Origin of the sequence: Streptomyces sp. NBC_00076 (assembly GCF_045041235.1) — a bacterium.
In the GTDB taxonomy this organism is placed as follows: domain Bacteria; phylum Actinomycetota; class Actinomycetes; order Streptomycetales; family Streptomycetaceae; genus Streptomyces.
Window position 1 is genome coordinate 1,218,584 of sequence record NZ_CP108242.1, and the last position, 18,597, is coordinate 1,237,180.

Annotated in this window: 20 protein-coding genes and 1 pseudogene; 10 read left to right on the top strand and 11 right to left on the bottom strand. The window is 71.2% G+C overall.

Translation table 11 applies throughout. The annotated features are described in order from the left end of the window. Positions 1-35: 35 nt before the first annotated feature. The 4 genes and pseudogenes from OHA64_RS05585 to OHA64_RS05600 form a co-directional block, all read right to left on the bottom strand. Positions 36-1,004: an aldo/keto reductase gene (locus OHA64_RS05585; RefSeq protein ID WP_405608733.1), complete on the bottom strand. Its 969-nt coding sequence runs from the start codon at positions 1,002-1,004 to the stop codon at positions 36-38. A gap of 63 nt (positions 1,005-1,067) precedes the next feature. Next, positions 1,068-1,160: pseudogene (locus OHA64_RS05590) on the bottom strand (flavoprotein); the annotation flags it as partial. Positions 1,161-1,329: 169 nt separating this feature from the next. Next, positions 1,330-1,530: a ferredoxin gene (locus tag OHA64_RS05595; protein ID WP_405608736.1), complete on the bottom strand. Its 201-nt coding sequence runs from the start codon at positions 1,528-1,530 to the stop codon at positions 1,330-1,332. 12 nt (positions 1,531-1,542) lie between these two features. Next, on the bottom strand, positions 1,543-2,742 hold the full coding sequence (locus tag OHA64_RS05600; RefSeq protein WP_405608739.1) for a cytochrome P450: 1,200 nt from the start codon (positions 2,740-2,742) through the stop codon (positions 1,543-1,545). Positions 2,743-3,074: 332 nt separating this feature from the next. Between OHA64_RS05600 and OHA64_RS05605 the strand changes: the two genes are divergently transcribed. Further along, entirely contained in the window at positions 3,075-3,707 is a 633-nt protein-coding gene (locus OHA64_RS05605) for a LysE/ArgO family amino acid transporter (protein ID WP_405608742.1), read from the top strand. Between the two features lie 144 nt (positions 3,708-3,851). Further along, on the top strand, positions 3,852-4,301 hold the full coding sequence (locus OHA64_RS05610; RefSeq protein ID WP_405608745.1) for a nitroreductase family deazaflavin-dependent oxidoreductase: 450 nt from the start codon (positions 3,852-3,854) through the stop codon (positions 4,299-4,301). Positions 4,302-4,363: 62 nt separating this feature from the next. Here OHA64_RS05610 and OHA64_RS05615 read toward each other — a convergent pair whose 3' ends face one another. Then, positions 4,364-5,335 carry a cation diffusion facilitator family transporter gene (locus OHA64_RS05615; protein WP_405608748.1) on the bottom strand — a complete coding sequence of 324 codons (972 nt, stop codon included), beginning with the start codon at positions 5,333-5,335 and terminating at the stop codon, positions 4,364-4,366. 133 nt (positions 5,336-5,468) lie between these two features. On the opposite strand from OHA64_RS05615, the gene OHA64_RS05620 reads away from it, so the two are divergent. Together OHA64_RS05620 and OHA64_RS05625 are read left to right on the top strand one after the other, a co-directional pair. Next, complete coding sequence (locus tag OHA64_RS05620; RefSeq protein ID WP_405608751.1) at positions 5,469-6,494, top strand: glutathione S-transferase family protein; 1,026 nt, start codon at positions 5,469-5,471, stop codon at positions 6,492-6,494. Between the two features lie 43 nt (positions 6,495-6,537). Next, positions 6,538-6,843, top strand: a complete 306-nt coding sequence (locus OHA64_RS05625; RefSeq protein ID WP_405608754.1) for a DUF4235 domain-containing protein — start codon at positions 6,538-6,540, stop codon at positions 6,841-6,843. Positions 6,844-6,873: 30 nt separating this feature from the next. On the opposite strand, the gene OHA64_RS05630 is transcribed toward OHA64_RS05625, so the two are convergent. Continuing rightward, positions 6,874-7,266: a VOC family protein gene (locus tag OHA64_RS05630; protein WP_405608757.1), complete on the bottom strand. Its 393-nt coding sequence runs from the start codon at positions 7,264-7,266 to the stop codon at positions 6,874-6,876. Positions 7,267-7,528: 262 nt separating this feature from the next. Here OHA64_RS05630 and OHA64_RS05635 point away from each other — a divergent pair, with 262 nt between their 5' ends. Beyond that, the gene (locus OHA64_RS05635; protein WP_405608760.1) at positions 7,529-7,891 is read left to right on the top strand and encodes a DUF1304 domain-containing protein; all 363 of its coding nucleotides are present in this window, start codon (positions 7,529-7,531) and stop codon (positions 7,889-7,891) included. Beyond that, positions 7,888-8,451, top strand: a complete 564-nt coding sequence (locus tag OHA64_RS05640) for a TetR/AcrR family transcriptional regulator (RefSeq protein WP_405608763.1) — start codon at positions 7,888-7,890, stop codon at positions 8,449-8,451. The genes OHA64_RS05635 and OHA64_RS05640 overlap by 4 nt, the downstream gene beginning before the upstream one ends. Positions 8,452-8,467: 16 nt before the next feature. On the opposite strand, the gene OHA64_RS05645 is transcribed toward OHA64_RS05640, so the two are convergent. After that, positions 8,468-9,427 carry a GlxA family transcriptional regulator gene (locus OHA64_RS05645; RefSeq protein WP_405608766.1) on the bottom strand — a complete coding sequence of 320 codons (960 nt, stop codon included), beginning with the start codon at positions 9,425-9,427 and terminating at the stop codon, positions 8,468-8,470. Positions 9,428-9,497: 70 nt separating this feature from the next. Here OHA64_RS05645 and OHA64_RS05650 point away from each other — a divergent pair, with 70 nt between their 5' ends. After that, positions 9,498-10,448: an NADP-dependent oxidoreductase gene (locus OHA64_RS05650; RefSeq protein ID WP_405608769.1), complete on the top strand. Its 951-nt coding sequence runs from the start codon at positions 9,498-9,500 to the stop codon at positions 10,446-10,448. An 81-nt stretch (positions 10,449-10,529) separates the two neighbouring features. Here the strand turns inward: OHA64_RS05650 and OHA64_RS05655 are convergent, their stop codons facing one another. Both OHA64_RS05655 and OHA64_RS05660 read right to left on the bottom strand, forming a co-directional pair. Then, a complete protein-coding gene (locus OHA64_RS05655; RefSeq protein ID WP_405608772.1) occupies positions 10,530-11,636 on the bottom strand; it encodes an NAD(P)-dependent alcohol dehydrogenase in 1,107 nt (368 codons plus the stop codon). A gap of 25 nt (positions 11,637-11,661) precedes the next feature. Further along, complete coding sequence (locus OHA64_RS05660; RefSeq protein ID WP_405608775.1) at positions 11,662-13,116, bottom strand: aldehyde dehydrogenase family protein; 1,455 nt, start codon at positions 13,114-13,116, stop codon at positions 11,662-11,664. Positions 13,117-13,219: 103 nt separating this feature from the next. On the opposite strand from OHA64_RS05660, the gene OHA64_RS05665 reads away from it, so the two are divergent. Together OHA64_RS05665 and OHA64_RS05670 are read left to right on the top strand one after the other, a co-directional pair. After that, positions 13,220-13,657, top strand: a complete 438-nt coding sequence (locus OHA64_RS05665) for a MarR family winged helix-turn-helix transcriptional regulator (protein ID WP_405608778.1) — start codon at positions 13,220-13,222, stop codon at positions 13,655-13,657. A gap of 133 nt (positions 13,658-13,790) precedes the next feature. Further along, positions 13,791-14,171 (top strand): anti-sigma factor antagonist, encoded by a 381-nt coding sequence (locus OHA64_RS05670; protein WP_405608781.1) that lies wholly within the window; start codon positions 13,791-13,793, stop codon positions 14,169-14,171. 123 nt (positions 14,172-14,294) lie between these two features. On the opposite strand, the gene OHA64_RS05675 is transcribed toward OHA64_RS05670, so the two are convergent. Beyond that, complete coding sequence (locus OHA64_RS05675) at positions 14,295-15,248, bottom strand: ribose-phosphate diphosphokinase (RefSeq protein WP_405608784.1); 954 nt, start codon at positions 15,246-15,248, stop codon at positions 14,295-14,297. Between the two features lie 199 nt (positions 15,249-15,447). On the opposite strand from OHA64_RS05675, the gene otr(A) reads away from it, so the two are divergent. Beyond that, positions 15,448-17,307: a tetracycline resistance ribosomal protection protein Otr(A) gene (gene otr(A) / locus OHA64_RS05680; RefSeq protein WP_405608787.1), complete on the top strand. Its 1,860-nt coding sequence runs from the start codon at positions 15,448-15,450 to the stop codon at positions 17,305-17,307. 72 nt (positions 17,308-17,379) lie between these two features. Here the strand turns inward: otr(A) and OHA64_RS05685 are convergent, their stop codons facing one another. Then, positions 17,380-18,570: a cytochrome P450 gene (locus OHA64_RS05685; RefSeq protein ID WP_405608790.1), complete on the bottom strand. Its 1,191-nt coding sequence runs from the start codon at positions 18,568-18,570 to the stop codon at positions 17,380-17,382. Positions 18,571-18,597 lie beyond the last annotated feature (27 nt).

Sequence of the window (18,597 nt, forward strand, 5' to 3'; positions counted from 1 at the left end):
GTGTTCGTGCCTGGTCGCCCTCGCCGGGACGGGGCTCAGTGACCGGCGATCGGACGTGCCGTGTACGGCTGTTCCAGCTCCTCGATCTCCTTGTCGCTGAGCTCGAGTTCGACGGCGGCCACGGCGTCCTCGATGTGCCGTGGCTTGGCCGCGCCGACGATCGGGGCGGCCACCGTGTCCCGGTGCAGCAGCCAGGCGAGGGCGACCTGGGCGCGCGGAACACCACGGTCGTTCGCGATACGGGTGACCGCCTCGACGATGGTGCGGTCGCCCTCCTGGTAGAGCCGGCCGCCGAAGTCGTCGTTGGCGCTGCGCTCGGTCACCGTCCCCCAGTCCCGGGTGAGACGCCCCCGGGCGAGCGGGCTCCACGGCAGCGCGCCCACGCCCTGGTCCGCGCAGAGCGGCAGCATCTCCCGTTCCTCCTCGCGGTAGAGGAGGTTGTAGTGGTTCTGCATGGACACGAACCGGGTCCAACCGTGCCGTTCGGCCGTGTACTGCATCTTGGAGAACTGCCAGGCGTACATCGAACTCGCCCCGATGTAGCGGACCTTGCCCGCCTTCACCAGGTCGTGCAGCGCCTCCATGGTCTCCTCGACCGGGGTGTGCGGGTCGTAGCGGTGGATCTGGTAGAGGTCGACGTGGTCGGTGCCGAGGCGGGCGAGGCTGTGGTCGATCTCGGTCATGATCGCCTTGCGGGACAGTCCGGCGCCGTTGGCTCCGGGCCGCATGCGCCCGTTCACCTTGGTGGCGAGCACGATGTCGTCCCGGTGGGCGAAGTCGGCGAGCGCCCTGCCGACGATCTCCTCGCTGGTGCCGTCCGAGTAGACGTTGGCGGTGTCGAAGAAGTTGATCCCCGCCTCCAGTGCCTGCCGGATGAGCGGACGTGACGCCTCCTCGTCGAGGGTCCACTCGTGTGCGCCGCGGTCGGGCACGCCGTAGGTCATGCAGCCCAGACAGATCCGCGACACGTCCAGGCCCGTCGAACCGAGCTTCACGTACTGCATCGTTGCTGCTCCTGCCTTCGGGATGGGTACGAGGCTACGAAGGCGAGCGTACGACCGTCCGACTCACGCCAGCAGGTCCAGCGCCCGTTCCCACCCGAACTCGGGCCGCCCGCCGTCCTCCCCCGCCTCGCCGGAGTACGGCTCGCCGAACCGCACGTCCGATCAACGCGTACGGCGAACTGGGCGCGAGTTCCGCTCCCGTGGCGGCCCAGGTGCGCGCACAGGCGGGCGTTCGGCGAGTACCCGGCCTCGCTGGTGGCCGACGCGGGGCGGCCGGCCGCGCCGGCCGCCCGGATGTTGCTGGGGCCCCGCTGAGGTCGGGGGCTCAGCCCACCGTCTCGGACACCGTGATCGCGGTGACCGGGCAGGCCCGGGCCGCCTCCCGGACCATCGGGTCGCCCGCGCCGTCCTCCCGGCCGGGCAGCAGGGTGCTGAGGCCGTCGTCGTCCTGGGTGAAGACGCCCGGGGCGGCCAGGGCGCACTGACCCGCGCCGATACAGACGTCCTTGTCGATGTCGATGTGCATGAGCGGAGCCTCTTACCAGGTCACGGGGAGTTCCAGCATCCCCTGGATCGTGTCGCCGGGCTTGAAGGGGATCTCGTCCGCCGGGGCCGCGAGGCGGAGCGTGGGCAGTCGGTCGAAGAGTGTCCTCAGGGCGATCTCCAGTTCCGCCCGGGCCAGGTTCTGGCCGAGGCACTGGTGGATGCCGAAGCCGAAGCCGACGTGGTGACGGGCCGACCGTTGCCAGTCCAGGGTGTCGGGGTCGGCGTAGACGCCCTCGTCGCGGTTGATGACCGAGGTCGCGAAGACCACACCGTCACCCGCGCGGATCGTCGTCCCCGCCACCTCGATGTCGTCGGTGGCCAGCCGCAGCAGTCCGTCGGCGATCGACAGCATCCGCATGAGCTCCTCGACCGCGGTGGGCAGCAGCGCGGGGTCGGCGCGCAACTCGGCCAGCCGGTCGGGGTGTTGAAGGAGCGTGTAGGTGCCCAGCGAGATCATGTTGGCGGTGGTCTCGTGGCCCGCGACCAGCAGGATGATCGCCAGGGAGATCACCTCCTGACGGTCGAGTTCGCCGTCGCGCAGCCGCTGGTGGACGAGTTCGTCCAGCACGCCGTCCCCGGGCTCCGACTCCTTCTGCTTGTGGTCGATCAACTCACCGATGTACGCCTCCAGTCGGTCGCGGGCGTCCGAGGTGTCCTCGGCCGTCGGTCCGCGCAGCAACCGCCTGGACTCGCCCTCGAAGAAGTCGTGGTCGGCGTAGGGGACGCCGAGCAGGGCGCAGATCACCGTCGAGGGCACGGGCAGCGCGAAGGCGCTCACCAGCTCGGCGGGCGGCCCCTGCGCGATCATCGCGTCGAGGCGTTCGTCGACGACCTGCTGGATGCGTGGACGCAGTTCGGTGGCGCGTTTCAGGGTGAAGGCGGGGATCATCATGCGCCGCTGGGTCTGGTGCTCCGAGCCGTCGACGCCCAGCAGTGCGGTCCTCCGGTTCCGGGCCGCGGCGAAGCGGGCCGTCGGCGCGGGGAACTCGGGGCGGGTGCGGTCGGAGGACAGGCGCCGGTCGGCCAGCAGGGCGCGAGCGGTGGCGTGCCCGCTGACGAGCCAGGCAGGCCGGCCGTCGAAGAGCGCGATCCGGGTCAGTGGCCGGGTCTCGCGCAGTGCGTCGTAGGCGGTCGGCGGGTGATAAGGGCAGGTGCGGTCCTGCGGGAAGGCGACGGATTCCGTTCCTGGCATGGAGACCTCGCAGACAAGGAGAACGTCGTGCAGATCTTCATTAGATGCTCCAGGCATCTATGAGACGACGACAAGTTCGGCCAGATCAGTGACGCGCGCGATCTGGCCGGGGATGATCGCTTCGCGGGCGCGCGTCGGGAGGGTGGTGTTCGCTTTCGGTGCCGAGTCGGCGAGCGCACCTCGGAAAACGGGTTGTCGCCGCGCGGTCCGCACCCACAGGATCTGGCCATGTCTACGACCGATGCTCTTCTGCCGCCGACCGCCACCGCCATTCGCCCGGTGCGCCTCCAGCAGCAGTCCGGCCGACCGCGGAGTGCGACGCCGCCGCGCTCGTGACCGCCGCACTCGTCGCGGGGCTGCTCGCGGGCTACGGCATCGCCGTGCCCGTCGGCGCGGTCGGCACCTACCTGGTCTCCCTCACCGCTCGTACGTCCCTGCGGACCGGCAGCTGCGCCGCGCTCGGCGTCGCGACCGCCGACGGCCTGTACGCCCTGGTGGCCACGCTCGGCGGCGCCGCCCTCACCGGCGCCCTGCGGCCGGTGCTCGGACCGCTGCGCTGGGCCTCCGCGCTGGTCCTGATCGCGTTGGCGGTCCGGGGCGCGGTCACGGCCGTGCGCCGGTACCGGGGCCACCGCCTCGCCACCCGTTCCGACCCGCCTCCGCCGGGCCCCGCGCGGGCATTCGCGGAACTGCTCGCCATCACCCTGCTCAACCCGACCACCGTGATCTACTTCGCCGCGCTGGTGCTGGGCACCCGGGCCGATGAGGCCGTGCGGCCCCTGGAACAAGGGGTGTTCGTGCTGGCGGCCTTCGCCGCGTCCGTGAGTTGGCAGGTGCTGCTCGCCGGGGGCGGTGCCCTGCTGGGCCGGGCTCTGACCGGGCACCGGGGACGGCTGGTGACGGCGCTGCTGTCGAGCGCCGTGATGACGGCCCTGGCGACGGGGATGCTCGTGACTCCGGCGTGAGGGGGCCGGCGTGACGAACAGGAAGGTGGTGATGGGGGCGCCCTTTGGGTTCGTAAGGGAAACACGGTAAGGATGAATCCCGCACGGTTCGATGTTGAACTGAGCGGGGAGCAAGCCGTAGTCGATGACGATGGGACGGATGCCATGCCTCTTGAGGGCGAGTACGAACCCAGCCCTGAGCAGTGGGTGCGCGACCAGGTGGAGCTGTACGAGAGCTCCGGCGGCACCAAGGGGACGACGCTGATGGACACCGGGATGCCCGTCATCCTGCTCACGACCCGGGGCGCCAAGAGCGGCAAGCTCCGCAAGACGCCGCTGATGCGCGTCGAGCACGAGGGACGCTACGCCGTCGTCGCCTCCAAGGGCGGGGCGCCCGAGCACCCGGTCTGGTTCTACAACGTCAAGGCCGACTCGCAGGTGGAGCTGCAGGACGGCCCGGCGAAGTGGGACATGACGGCCCGTGAGATCACCGGCGCGGAGAAGGCCGAGTGGTGGGAGCGTGCCGTCGCGGCCTATCCGCCGTACGCCGACTACCAGAAGAAGACAGACCGGGAGATTCCGGTCTTCGTGCTGGAGCCCGTCAAGGGGAACTGAACCCGCCGGAAAAAATCCCGTCCGGCGGACGCATGGACCCGCGTCCGCCGGGCACTCGACGGTCAGGCCCCGCCGCGCTCCCCCGTCGCGGCGGGGCTTTCTCGTACCTCCGCGGCAGGTCGGTCGGTCACGTCGAGGAAGATCTGGTCCGCCTCGGCGACGGTGCCGGCGATCGACCGCTTGATCCGTACGGCGACCTCCTCGACCCGTTCGCTGTCCATTCCGGGCATCAGGTCGACGCGGGCCGCGACCAGGACCGAGTCCAGGCCCATCTTCATCGTGAACAGCGCCTCCACGCTGTCGATCTCGGGCTGGGCGTCCAACAGGGCCCGGATCCTGCCACTGGACTCCGGGTCGGCCGCCTCGCCGATCAGCTGGTCCCGTGCCTCGCGTCCGAGCCGGTAGGCGACGTAGACGAGCAGCGCGCCGATCGTCAGTGAGGCGGACGCCTCCCACACGACCTGCCCGGTGACCATGTGCAGCGCCATGCCGATCATCGCGAGGGTGACGCCCAGCACCGCCGTGCCGTCCTCGGCGACGACCGTGCGCAGCGCCGGGTCACGCAGGCCGTCCATGCCCCGGCCCTGTCGGCGGACCTGGTACAGCGCCCTGATCAGCGAAGCCCCCTCGGCGATGAAGGCGACGCCCAGCACGATCAGGCCCGCCACGTATCCGCTGTGTGTCTCCTCGGCCCCGTTGCGGAGCGCCTCGATGCCCTGGAAGAAGGAGAAGCAGCCGCCCATCACGAAGATCCCGACGGCCGCGAGCAGCGACCAGAAGAAGCGCTCCTTTCCGTAGCCGAAGGGGTGGCGCCGGTCGGCGGGGCGGCGGCTGCGGTGCAGCGCGGCCAGGAGGAAGACCTCGTTGAGGCTGTCGGCGACCGAGTGCGCGGCTTCGGAGAGCAGTGCCGGTGAGGCGGCGAAGATCCCGCCCACGGCTTTGGCGACCGCGATCACCAGGTTCGCGGCGAGCGCCACGAGCACCGTGACGCGTGTCTTCCGGTCGGCCTTCTTACTTGAGGATGTCCCTGTCACCTCCGCCGACTGCCCCGGTCATTTCGACTCACACCGTGCCGTCGGCGGAAAACGGGGAACGCGTTCACCAGGGCAGGCGTACCGCGGAGCACGGTGGCGGGCGTACCGCAGCGGACACAGCAGGGAGGACAGCATGACTGCCGGCGAGGACGGCAACAGCGGGTACGGAAGGAAGGCGTTCAAGCGGTCCAAGAGCCACTTCGCGGACCGGATCACAGCGGACGGCCGCGACGGCTGGCCGGTGGAGGCCGGCCGCTACCGTCTGGTGGCCAGCCGCGCCTGTCCGTGGGCGAGCCGTGCGCTGGTCTCCCGGCGCCTTCTCGGTCTGGAGGACGCCCTCTCCCTCGCGATCGCCGATCCGATCCAGGACGACCGCAGTTGGCGCTTCACCCTGGACCCGGACGGCCGGGACCCCGTCCTCGGCATCCGCTACCTGAGTGAGGCGTACGACAAGCGGGAGCGGGACTACCCGGGCGGGGTGAGCGTGCCCGCGATCGTGGACGTGCCCAGCGGGAAGCTGGTCACCAACGACTACCAGCAGATCACCCTGGACCTCGCCACCGAGTGGACGGCCCTGCACCGGGAGGGGGCGCCCGACCTGTATCCGCGTGCGCTGCGCGACGAGATCGACTCGGTGATGGCGGAGGTCTACGAGGACGTCAACAACGGCGTGTACCGGGCGGGCTTCGCGACCGGTCAGGAGGAGTACGAGGCCGCCTGCGCCGGTGTCTTCCGTCGCCTGGAGCTGCTGACACCGCGTCTTGCCCGGCAGCGCTATCTCGTCGGTGACACCCTCACCGAGGCGGACATCCGGCTGTTCACCACTTTGGTCCGTTTCGACGCGGTCTACCACGGTCACTTCAAGTGCAACCGCTGGAAACTGGCGGAGAACCCTGTCCTGTGGGCGTACGTCCGCGATCTCTACCAGACCCCAGGCTTCGGCGACACGGTCGACTTCGACCACATCAAGCGGCACTACCACCAGGTGCACACCGGTATCAATCCGACCGGCATCGTGCCCCTGGGACCGGATCTGTCGGGCTGGCTGACCCCTCATCACAGGGAGGAACTGGGCGGCCGGCCGTTCGGCGACGGGACACCGCCGGGCCCGGTCCCGGCGGCCGAGACGATCCCGGCACAGCACCGACCCACCCACTGACGAACGACCCTCCGAGGACCCGCCCTGGCGGAAGGAGATTCACATGGCGAAGAGGAAGAAGAAGAAGAAGCTGCCCCTCGCCTACAAGCCCATCGGCTTCCTGCTGGGCTGGACGAGCGGAACACTGGCCGGACTGGCCTTCCAGAAGACGTGGAAGGTGATCCGGCACGAGGACGACGCGCCCGACGCGCTCGACCGGGACCGCGGCTGGGGAGAGATCCTCTTCGCCGCCGCGGTCCAGGGCGCCATCTTCGCCGTGGTGCGCAGCGCGGTGGATCGCGCGGGCGCCACGGCCATCGAGCGCTCGACCGGTGCCTGGCCCTCCGACGAGAAGGGCGGCCGGGACTGAGAACCTCCCCGGCCGCCTGTTCGGCGGCGCTCAGCCCTGCTTGGGCGCCGTCGACGGGACGAGGCGAAGAGTGAAGGAGTGGCCGGCCGGGTCGGCGAAACCGCGTTCCTCGTACGGCCCGCTGACGTCCTTGGTCTCCAGCGGCCGTCCGCCGAGCCCGATGACCCTGCGCTCCGCCTCGTCCAGATCCTCCACCACGAAGTCCAGGTGGGCCTGGAGGGCGTTCTCGGGGCGGGGCCAGCTCGGCGGCGTCGCGTTCACGTCACGCCGGAACGCCAGCCGGAGCCCGTCGTCCGCCCTGATCTCCACCCGGTTGGCGCTCTCGTGCGTCTGCTCGGCCTCCAGCAGTTCCTTGTAGAACACCGCGAGCTTCTCCGGCTCGGCACAGTCGAGCACGATGACACCCGCTTTCACCAAGACCATGTCTCCTCCGAAGGATCCGGGGCGCGGGACGTCCGTGCCCGGCCCTGTACCTTGCGGATATCCCGAGCCGCCCGATTCAGTCGGTGACCGGCCACTTCCCGTGGCCCGACGATTACGCCCCGATCGCGGCCGGCTGTGCCCGCCGCCCCCGTCCGGCAGGTCCTGGGCCGCCGGACAGAAGCCCGCGGCAACTCTTGGACAGGTGTCCATGTATGGTGGACACCTGTCCAAGAGTGGTTCGATGCGAAGGAGTGCCCCGCGCGTGGAGACGGTCGCGAACGTACTGGTCGCAGTGGTGGCCGCCCTGCATGCCTACATCCTGGTGATGGAGATGTTCCTGTGGCAGAAGAAGCCCGGCCGGGCGCTGCACGGGTTCGACCCCGAGATGGCCCGGGCGACCGCCCCCATGGCCGCCAACCAGGGGCTCTACAACGGCTTCCTGGCGGCCGGCCTGGTGTGGGGCCTGATCGCCGCCGACCCGACCGGCTTCCGCGCCCAGGTCTTCTTCCTGTGCTGTGTCGTGGTCGCGGGTGTGTACGGGGCCGTCACGGCGAACCGGCGCATCCTGTTCGCTCAGGCTCTGCCGGGCGCGCTCGCCCTGGGCGCCGTCCTGCTCGCACGATGAGCCGCGGCGGACCCGAGGATCCGCGGGCCGCGCGCACCCGGGAGCGGCTGCGCCGCGCCCTCCTCGACGAGTGCGCCGAGCGCCCCCTGTCGGAGGTCGGCGTGGCCGCGCTGGTGCGGCGGGCGGGGGTGGGCCGGGCGACGTTCTACGTCCACTACGCCGACCTGGAGGCGCTGGCGGTCGACGCCTGCGCGGACGTCGTACGCGAGGCCGTGGAGGCGCTGCACGCCTGGCGCGGGCGGCCCGATCCGGTGCACGCGCCGCCCGCGCTGGCGGAGTTCTTCGCCTCCCTCGCCCCGCATGCCCCGCTGTACCGGGCCCTGCTCGCCCCGGGGGGCGGCGGCCCGCTGGGGCGTGTCCTGAACCGGGACCTGCGGGCCTACAGTCTCCGCGAGCGCGAACTCGCGGGCGCGGCCGACGCCCCGCTGGTCGCCTCCGCCGTGGCCGCCACCTTCGCCGGAGTCCTGGCCGACTGGCTGCACGGGCTCCTCGACGCCGACGCCGCCGGCATCGCCGACCAGGTGTGGCAGCTGCTGGTCGCCCTGCACGCGAGCCGATGAGAGCCGCTCGCGACGCTCAGCGGGCGACCTCCTTGAAGGTGCGCCGGTACGTCTGCGGCGACACCCCGATCGAGGCTCGCAGGTGCTGGCGCAGCGAGGCGCCCGTGGCGAACCCGACCCGGCCGGCGATCTGGTCCACCGACAGGTCGCTCGCCTCCAGCAGATGACGGGCCCGCGCGACCCGCTGCTGGATCAGCCAGCGGCCCGGGCTGAGGCCGACCTCGTCGTTGAAGCGGCGGGCGAATGTGCGCAGGCTCATCCGGGCGTGGGCGGCGAGGTCGTCCAGGGTGAGGGGTTCGTCGAGGCGTTCCAGCGCCCACGCGCGCGTGGCGGCCGTGCCGAGGGCGCCGAGCTCGGGAACGGGCTGCTCGATGTACTGGGACTGGCCGCCCTCGCGGAAGGGGGGCACCACGCAGCGCCGGGCCACCCGGTTGGCCAGTTCGGTGCCGTGGTCCGTGCGCACGACGTGCAGGCAGACGTCGACACCGGAGGCCGCGCCCGCCGAGGTGAGGATCCGGCCGTCGTGGACGAAGAGCACATCGGGGTCGAGGTCGACCTTCGGGTACGTACGCCGGAACAGATCGACGACATGCCAGTGCGTGGTGGCCTTCCGGCCGTCGAGGAGGCCCGCCGCTGCCAGGACGAAGGCGGCGGTGCAGATGGAGACGATCCGCGCGTCCGGGCGGATCAGGGCGAGTGCGCCGGCGACCTCGGCGGACAGCTCGGTGGGAATGTGCGAGGGCGTCACGGAGGCGACCACGACCGTGTCGGCCGTCGCCAGGATCTCGGGGCCGTGCTCGACACCGATCGTGAAGTCGGCGCTGGTGCGCACGGGTTGCCCGTCGACGGTGCAGGTCAGCACCTCGTACCGGCCGTCGGCCGCGCCGAAGATCCGGCTGGGGATGCCCAGTTCGAAGGGATACACACCGTCCAGGGCCAGCACCACGACCCGCTCCGCCTGCCGTTCACCACTCATGGCACGATCTTATCGAAGGTTGGCAATCATGCCATTTTCTTGTGGGGCGGTCCCGGGCAGGCTGGTGCACATGAGCAGTGAGAACACGATGCGAGCCATCAGTCAGGACGTCCTCGGCGGTCCCGAGGTACTGAAGGAAGTGGAACTGGCACGTCCCGAGCCACGTGCGAACGAGGTACTGGTGCGGGTCCGAGCCGCCGGGATCAACCCGACCGACTGGAAGCACCGCGCGACCGGCGGTTTCCTGGGCGATCCGCCCTTCGTCCTGGGGTGGGACGTCTCCGGCGTGGTCGAGGCGGTGGGGATCGGCGTGGCCCGCTTCGCGCCCGGCGACGAGGTCTTCGGAATGTTGTCCTACCCGTGGGGCCACGGCTCCCACGCCGAGTACGTCAGCGCTCCGGCGCGGGCCTTCGCGCACAAACCGGCCTCGATCGACCACACGCAGGCGGGCGCGCTGCCACTGGTCTCCCTGACCGCCTGGCAGGCCCTGACGGAGTACGCCGATGTGCAGCCGGGGCAGCGGGTGCTGGTCCACGCGGCGGCCGGCGGTGTCGGGCACGTGGCCGTGCAGATCGCCAAGGCACGCGGCGCCCATGTGATCGGCACCGCGAGCGCGGGCAAGCACGACTTCCTGCGCGAGATCGGCGTGGACGAGACGATCGACTACCGGGAGACGGACTTCGTCGATGCGGTGAAGGACGTCGACGTCGTGCTGGACACGCTGGGCGGTGAGACCTCCGTGCGCTCGCTGCGCGTCCTGCGGCCGGGCGGGATCGTGGTCTCGATCCTGCCGATCGGATCACAGGAGTTCCACGAGGAGGCCGAGCGGCTCGGCGTACGGGCCCTCAGGATGCTCGTGGACGCCGACCGGGCCGGGATGAGGGCGATCGCGGACCTCGTCGAGCAGGGGAAGCTGAGGGCCACGATCGCCGGCACCTTCCCGCTGGCCGATGCCGCCGAGGCGCATGCGCTGGGCGACACCGGCCGGACCACGGGGAAGCTGGTCCTCACGGTCGACTGAACCGGCCCCCGGCCCGCCGCGTCAGAGGGCGGGCACCAGGGTCTTTCGTCTGGAACGGGAGGCCCTGGGGGCAGGGCCGCGTCAGAACGTGAGGACGGGCTTGATCGCCTTGCCCGCGCCCATGTCCCGCACCGCCTGGTCGATGTCCGCGAACGGATACGTGCTGATCAGGCGGTGCAGTGGGAGCCGCCCCTCCTTCACCAGCCGGACCAGGGCGGGGATGAACGTCTGCGTCTCGACGTCACCGAGGGTGAGTCCGACGACCTGCTTGCCGCCGAGCATCCCGTTGACGTCCAGGGCGACCTCGGTGCCGAACGGCGGGGCGCCGACGATGACCAGGGTGCCGCGGGCGGCGAGCGCGTCGACACCCTGGCGCAGGACACCGACGTTGCCGGTGGTCTCCACGACACCGTCCGCGCCCTGCCCGCCGGTGATCTCCGCGAGCGCCTCACCGAGGTCGCTCTCGCCCGCGGTGACGGTGTGGGTGGCACCCAACTCCTTGGCCAGTTGCAGGCGTTCGGCCACCCGGTCGACGGCGACGATGGTGGTGGCGGGGCTGAGGGCGGCCGCCATGACCGCCGACAGGCCGACTGCTCCGGCGCCCAGGACGACGATCGTGCTGCCGTTGACCGGCTTCAGCACGTTCCAGACGGCACCGACACCCGTCTGCACACCGCAGCCCAGCGGGGCGATCGACTCCAGCGGTACGTCCGGGTCGACCTTGACGAGGCTGCGCTCGTCGACCAACGCCCGTTCGGCGAACGAGGACTGACCGAAGAAGTGGCCGCCGAGCGGCTCGCCGTCGCGGCTTATGGTGCTGGTGCCGTCGGCGCGCCGGCCGCCGATGAGGTTCAGCGGCAGCCAGGTGGCACAGTACGCGGGGTGGCCGCCCCGGCAGTTGCGGCAGTCGCCGCAGGAGGTGAAGGACAGCACGACATGGTCGCCGGGCGCGACGCCGGTGACGGCGGACCCGACGGCCTCGACGACGCCCGCGCCCTCGTGCCCGAGAACTCCGGGGAGGGGGAAGGGCAGTCCGCCGCTCGCCACACCGAGGTCGGTGTGGCACAGGCCGGTGGCGACCATACGGACGACCGCCTCGTGCGCGCCGGGCTCGTCCAGCTCGACGTCACTGAGGGTGAAGGGCGCCCCGCCCGACTCGACGACGGCGGCGCGGGTGGTGAGGGACATCGCAGGAACTCCTTGGAGGGCGCGCTCAGTCGAGCGAGACGACGACGGACTTGACCTTGGTGTAGGCGGCGAACGCCTCGGGCCCGTATTCGCGGCCGAAGCCGGAGTCCTTGACCCCGCCGAACGGCACCGCGGGGTCGAGCATCGCCCAGTCGTTGATCCACACGATGCCCGCCTGGAGCCGTTCGGCGACCCGGTGGGCACGGGCGAGGTTGCTGGTCTGGACGCCGGAAGCCAGGCCGTACGGCGTGGAGTTGGCGAGGGTGACGGCCTCTTCCTCGGAGTCGAAGGGCTGCACGGTGAGGACCGGGCCGAAGACCTCCTCCTGCACCACACGGGAGTCGTTGGGGAGGTCCGCGATCACGGTGGGCTTGTAGTAGTAGCCGCCGTCCAGGTCGAGACGCTCACCGCCGCAGACGATGCGGCCGCCCTCCTTGCGGGCCAGGGCGACGTACTCCTCGACCTTCCTCAGGTGCTTCTCCCCCGCCATCGGCCCGACGACGGTCTCGGCGCTGCGCGGGTCGCCGACCGGTACGCCGGGGACGGCGTCGGCGAGGATGCCGAGGAGGGTGCTGTACACCGAGCGTGCGACCAGCAGCCTGGGGCCGCCCATGCAGAACTGTCCGGTGTTGAAGACGAAGCCCTTGATGACCGCGCCGACCGCCTTCTCCAGGTCGGCGTCCTCGAAGACCACGTGGGCCGCGTTGCCGCCGAGTTCCATGGTGAGGGGCTTGAGGGCCTCCCCGGCGACGCTCGCGGCGTGCCGGCCCACGGCGGTGGAGCCGGTGAAGGCGATCTTGTCGACGCCGCTGTGCCGCAGCAGTGCCTCTCCGACCACCGGTCCGGCACCGGTGACGACGTTGACCACACCGTCCGGGATCCCCGCCTTCTGGAAGAGGCGGGCCATGTAGAGGGCGCTGAGCGGGGTCTCGTCGGCCGGCTTGTGCACGACGGTGTTGCCGGCCGCCAGCGCCGGGGCGATCTTGGAACCGGCCAGGATCAGCGGGAAGTTGAAGGGCGTGATCGCGGCGACCACACCGAGCGGCTCGCGCCGGGTGTAGGCGAGGGCGTTCATGGGTGTGTCGCGGTTCGAGCCGTGCAGGGAGTGGGCGAGGGCGGCGAAGTGCTCGTAGTCGTTGGCCGCGTTCGTCACGTCGACGGCGTGGCACAGCGTGATCGGCTTGCCCACGTCGAGGCTCTCCAACCGCGCGATCTCGTCGGCGTTCTCCCGGATCAGCTCGGCGATCCGGTGCAGGATGCGGCCCCGCTCGCGGCCGCTCAGCCCTGACCAGGCGCCCTCGTCGAAGGCCTCGCGGGCGGCTCGCACGGCGGCGTCCACGTCGGCCGCGCCCGCCTCCGCGACGGTCGTGACGACCTCGCCCCGGGACGGGTCGACCACCTCGGTGCGCGCTCCGTCGGCGGCCTCGCGCCACTGACCCCCGATGAAAAGACGGCCGGGTTCGATCTCGAAGGTGGTCATCACCACTCCTCAGCCTCATTGCCAAGATTTCAACAAACAGGATTCCTGTTGGTTCGCAGTCTCTTTACAGACAGGTTTCCTGTCAATGCTCTAGTGTGAACTCATGCTCGAGCCCCAGGTGACCAAAGCGGCCCCGTCGCTCCTCTACATGGTGAAACAGGTGGAGCTCGTCGCGCGCTCCCGCCTGGACGAGCTGGTCAGGCCGTCGGGGATCACCGCTCTCCAGTACACCGCGCTCACAGTCCTGGAGCGACACGACGGACTGTCGGCCGCACAACTGGCCCGCGACTCGTTCGTGACCGCCCAGTCGACCGCCGATCTCGTACGGTCCCTGGAGAACCGCGGGCTCGTGCACCGGGAGCGCAACCCCCGCAACCGCCGCGAACTGCTGATCCTGCTGACCGACGCGGGCCGCGAGCTGCTCGCCCAGCATGAGGAGCTCGTCCGGGAGCTGGAGGAGCGGATGGTGCGGGACCTCACGCGGCACCAGACCCAGCAGTTCCGCGAGGCGCTCACCAAGGCCTGGCACGCCCTGTCGTAGGTCGTCCATCGCAATTCGATGACATATGTCAATCGAACATGCTCAAATTCATCCCATCGAGGGTAACTTGCAGGGCGGGCAAGGGATTTGGGCTCCCCTGCCGCCCGAGCAGCCGGTGGGAGGCGTTGGAGTCGTGCAGCAGGAACCCGCACCGCCCGCCCGGCATCTGCGCGTCCACCAGGACCGGGGACACACGGTGCTGGAGTTCCACGGCGAGATCGACATCGTCGCGGCCATGGAGATCATCCCGTATCTGGACCAGGTAACGGGGCGGTCCGACAGCCCTCTGGTGATCGACCTCAGCCGGGTGGAGTTCTTCGACTGCTCGGGGCTGCGGCTGCTCTACCGCGCGCGGGCCCGGGTGCGGGACCGGGGAGGACGACTGCTCCTGGTGTGCACCCATCCGCTCACCCTGCGCGTCCTGCGGGTCACCGGTCTGGCCCGGCTGCTGCCGCCGATGCCGACACTGGACGCGGCTCTGGAACAGCCCGAGGCCACGTCCGGGTCGGTGTGACCACGGGTCCTTCGGGGTGCCGCCCGTCGCGCGCGTTCCCGGCTGGGCGGGCCATCGCGGCTGCCCACGACCCGGCTGCGCGGTTCGCGGTGGGTCGAGCTGTTCGGTTCGCGGCGCGGGGCCCTAATCGGTTCGCGGCGCGTCGAAGAGGGCGCTGACCGACTCACCGTTGTGGATACGGCGTACGGCCTCCGCGAGCGCCGGGGCGACGGTGAGGATGCGCAGCTTCTCGGTGCGCTCCTCCTCCGGGACCGGCACGGTGTTGGTGCACACGATCTCCAGCACGTCGGGCTGCTCCCCGATCCGCTTCAGCGCTCCGGCCGCGAACAGCCCGTGCGTGCAGGCCACCCGGATCGAACGGGGTCCCAACTCCCGCAGCCGGTCGAGGAGTTCCAGAACCGTGCTGCCCTTGGCTATCTCGTCGTCCAGCACGATGACGTCCCGTCCGGCGACCTCGCCGATGACGGAGCTGATGCTGACGCGGTCGTCCGCGAATCGCTGTTTGGCGCCGGCGGCCACCTGGGCGCCTATCATCCGGGCGAACGCGGCGGCCTCCTTGGCATTGCCGAGGTCCGGCGAGACGACGGTGGTACGGGACAGGTCGTACTGCCGGAAGTGGGCGGCGAGCTCGCGCAGCGCGTGCAGGTGGTCCACCGGGACCGAGAAGAAGCCGTGGACCTGCGGCGAGTGCAGGGTCATCGCCAGGACCCGGCTGGCGCCCGCGGCCACCAGCAGATCGGCGACCAGCCGCCCGCCCAGGGAGATGCGGGGCTCGTCCTTCTTGTCGGAGCGTGCGTAGGAGTAGTGCGGCATCACGACGCTGATCCGGCCCGCCGAGGCCCCGCGCGCCGCGTCGCACATCAGCAGCAGCTCCACCAGATGCTCCTGGACCGGCTTGACCAGCGGCTGGACGAGGAAGACGTCCCGTTCCCGGCAGTTGGCCTGAAGCTGTATCTCCAGACAGTCATTGGCGAACCGACTGACCCGGGTGGGACTGAGCGGCACACCGAGATGCGCGCAGACCTCCTGGGCCAGCTCGGGATGGGCGCTCCCGCTGAACACGGCGATATCTCGCACGAACCGCTCCTAGCATGATCATTCCGGCTTCAGGGGGCCATGCTACGGGCCCCGCGAAAACCGGTTGCGGAGTGTCCACGGGGGCACGCCATGATGGGCGTGCCCGTGTCGCCTCACGTCAGGAAGCCTCGCATGCGCCGACTCCTCGGAATCTCCCAGCGCCCCTACTGGACGACGGTTCTCGAGGACACGACCCCGCATGCACACCCTGAACATCGGCATTCTGGCCCACGTCGACGCCGGTAAGACCAGCCTCACCGAGAGGCTGCTGTTCGACCACGGCGCGATCGACCGGCTCGGCAGCGTCGACGCGGGCGACACCCGCACCGACGACGGCACCATCGAGCGGCAGCGCGGGATCACCATCCGCTCCGCCGTCGCCGCGTTCACCGTCGGCGACACCCAGATCAACCTCATCGACACCCCGGGGCACTCCGACTTCGTCGCGGAGGTCGAGCGGGCCCTGGAGGTCCTCGACGGCGCGGTGCTGCTGCTGTCCGCCGTGGAGGGCGTGCAGGCGCAGACGCGGGTGCTGATGCGGACCCTGCGGCGGCTGCGGCTGCCCACCCTGGTCTTCGTCAACAAGATCGACCGGGCGGGCGCCCGCTCCGACGCCCTGCTCGACGACATCCGGCGCAGACTGACCCCGCACATCGCGCCGCTCACCGAAGTGACCGGCATCGGCACGGACAGGGCCCGGGTGGCGCCGCTGCCGGCCGACCGCCGCAGGGCCGAGGCGCTCGCCGAGGTCGACCCGGGCATCCTGGCCGCACTCGTCGACGGCCCCGACCCGACCCCGGACGACCTGTGCGGGGCCCTCGCCGCGCGCACCGCCGACGGCTCCTTCCACCCCGTCCTCTTCGGCTCGGCCCTCGGCGGCCAGGGCGTCGCCGAGCTGGTCGAGAGCCTGATCCGGCTGATCCCGCCGGCGCCCACCGCCCCCGCTCCCGAACCCGGCGGCACGGTGTTCGCCGTACGGCCCGGTCCCGGTGGCGAGCGCACGGCGTATCTGCGGCTGTACGAGGGCGTGGTGACGAGGCGTCAGCGGCTGAGGTTCCGGCGGCGGGAGGCCGACGGCCGGACCACCGAGGTCACCGGACGAGCGACGCGTCTCGATGTGGTCGGCCGACCCGAGCCGCTCACCGCCGGGAACATCGCGGCTCTGACCGGAGTGCCCGGCGTCCGGGTCGGCGACCGGCTCGGCGATCTCACCGACCGCGCCCCGCAGTTCGCCCCGCCGACACTGGAGACCCTGGTCCGGGCCCGGCGTCCCGAGCAGGCGGCGATGCTGCGCTCCGCCCTCCTCTCCCTCGCCGACCAGGACCCGCTGATCCACGCCCGCCCCGCCGCCGCCGGCGCGACCGCGCTGCTCCTGTACGGCGAGGTCCAGATGGAGGTCCTGGCGGCGACACTGGCCCAGGACTTCGGGGTCGAGGCCGACTTCGAGCCGGGCCGGGTCCGGTACCTGGAGCGTCCACGCGGCACAGGTGAGGCCTGGGACGAGCTGCCGCGGCACGACCACACCCGCTACTGGGCGACGATCGGGCTGCGGGTGGAGGCGGGGCCGCACGGCTCCGGCGGGGTGTTCACGTACGAGACGGAACTCGGCGCGCTCCCCCGCGCCTTCCATCAGGCCGTGGAGGAGACGGTCCACGCGAGCATGGCAACAGGACTGTGCGGCGCGTCGGTCACCGACTACCGGGTCACTCTGATCCGGTCCGGTTTCGTCGGGCCGCTCAGTACCGCGGCGGACTTCCGCGGGCTCACCCCGATCGTGCTGCGACGGGCGCTGGAGCGGGCGGGGACCCGGCTGTACGAGCCGTACCACGCGTTCGAGGCCGAGGTCCCGCTGGACGCGCTGGCTCCGGTGACGTCGCAACTGGCCTCTTTCGGAACGGAGTTCACGGGCACCACGGGTGGCGAGACGGCGTGGCTGATCACCGGGGAGCTGCCGGCCCGGCGGGTGCGCGAGGTCGAACTGCGGCTGCCCGGGCTCACCCACGGGGAGGGGGTGTGGTGGTCGCGGCCCTCGGGAGACCGTGAACTCAGGCCGCACTAGACGGGCGTCACGCACTCTCCGGGCCGTGGGCCCAGGGCCGGCGGCCGACGCCTCGTACCTTCGACGGGATGCTCACCAGGACACCGGCAGCCGTCGTGGACTGCGCGTCATCTGACCCTCCCGCCACTCGATCGTGTCAGCCGTGAACTCGGCTCGCAGACGGGGGAATCGGGCGGCCAGGCGGTGCAGGGCCAGTCCGAGTTCCAGGCGGGCGAGCCAGGCGCCGAGGCAGTGATGGGGGCCGGCGCCGAAGACCACGCTGGGCGGGCTCAGCGGGGCGAACAGGTCGGGCGGGCCCGGCGGGAAGACGTCCGGGTCACGGTTGGCCGAGTTGGTCTGCACCGCGACCACACCGCCCGCCGGGATCGTCACTCCGCCGATCTCGACGTCCGCGAGGGCGCGGCGGATCAGACCGGGCAGCACCCTGCCCTCGCTGAGCGGGACCGTCCGCAGCAGCTGTTCGACGGCCGTCGCCGCGGCCTGTTCGTCCTCGGCCAGCCCCGGCCAGGCGTCCTTCCGGTCGGTGAGGAGGTGGACGACGATATTGCCGAGGGCGGTCATGGTCGTCTCGTGTCCGGCCACGACCAGCCCAAGGACCAGCATCACCAGCTGCCGTTCCTCGATCCCGAGCTCGTCGCCCGCCGTCACCAGCCCGCTCACCAGGTCGTCGCCCGGTTCCTTGCGGCGCTCGGCGACGAGGTCGGCGGCGAAGACCCCGAACTCCCGCATCGCGAGGCCGACTTCCTCGGCGGTGTGCGCGCCGCCGGACAGGGCGTGGTCGGCCCAGGAGCGGATACGTTCCCAGTCCGCGTGGCCGAGACCCATCAGCCGGGAGACGACCGAGACCGGCAGCGGACGCGTGAACCCCTCGATGATGTCGGCGGGGCGGGCCCGCTCGGCGAACTCGTCGAGGAGGGTGTCCACCACCGAGGCCACCCAGGGCCGCCAGCGGGCGACGGCACGGGGCGTGAACGCCCGCTGGACCGTGCCGCGCAGCCGCTGGTGGGCGGGTCCGTCCTGGTTGATGAGCCCGTCCGGGGCGTCCAGCAGGTTCGGTACGACGAGCAGCGGTGGCGCGTCCTCGGCCTGCAGGGACCGCCGGTCGAAGCGTGGGTCCATGAGCACCTCGCGCGCTTCGGCGTACCGGGTCACGAGCCAGACCGGGGTGCCGGTGGCGAGGGTGACCGGCCGGGGCGGCCCGGACTCGGGGAAGGTCATGTGGTGCATGGGGCAAAGGGAGCGGGCGGTGCGGTCTGCGCTCATCCGGGTCTCCAGATCCGCCGGTCGGGA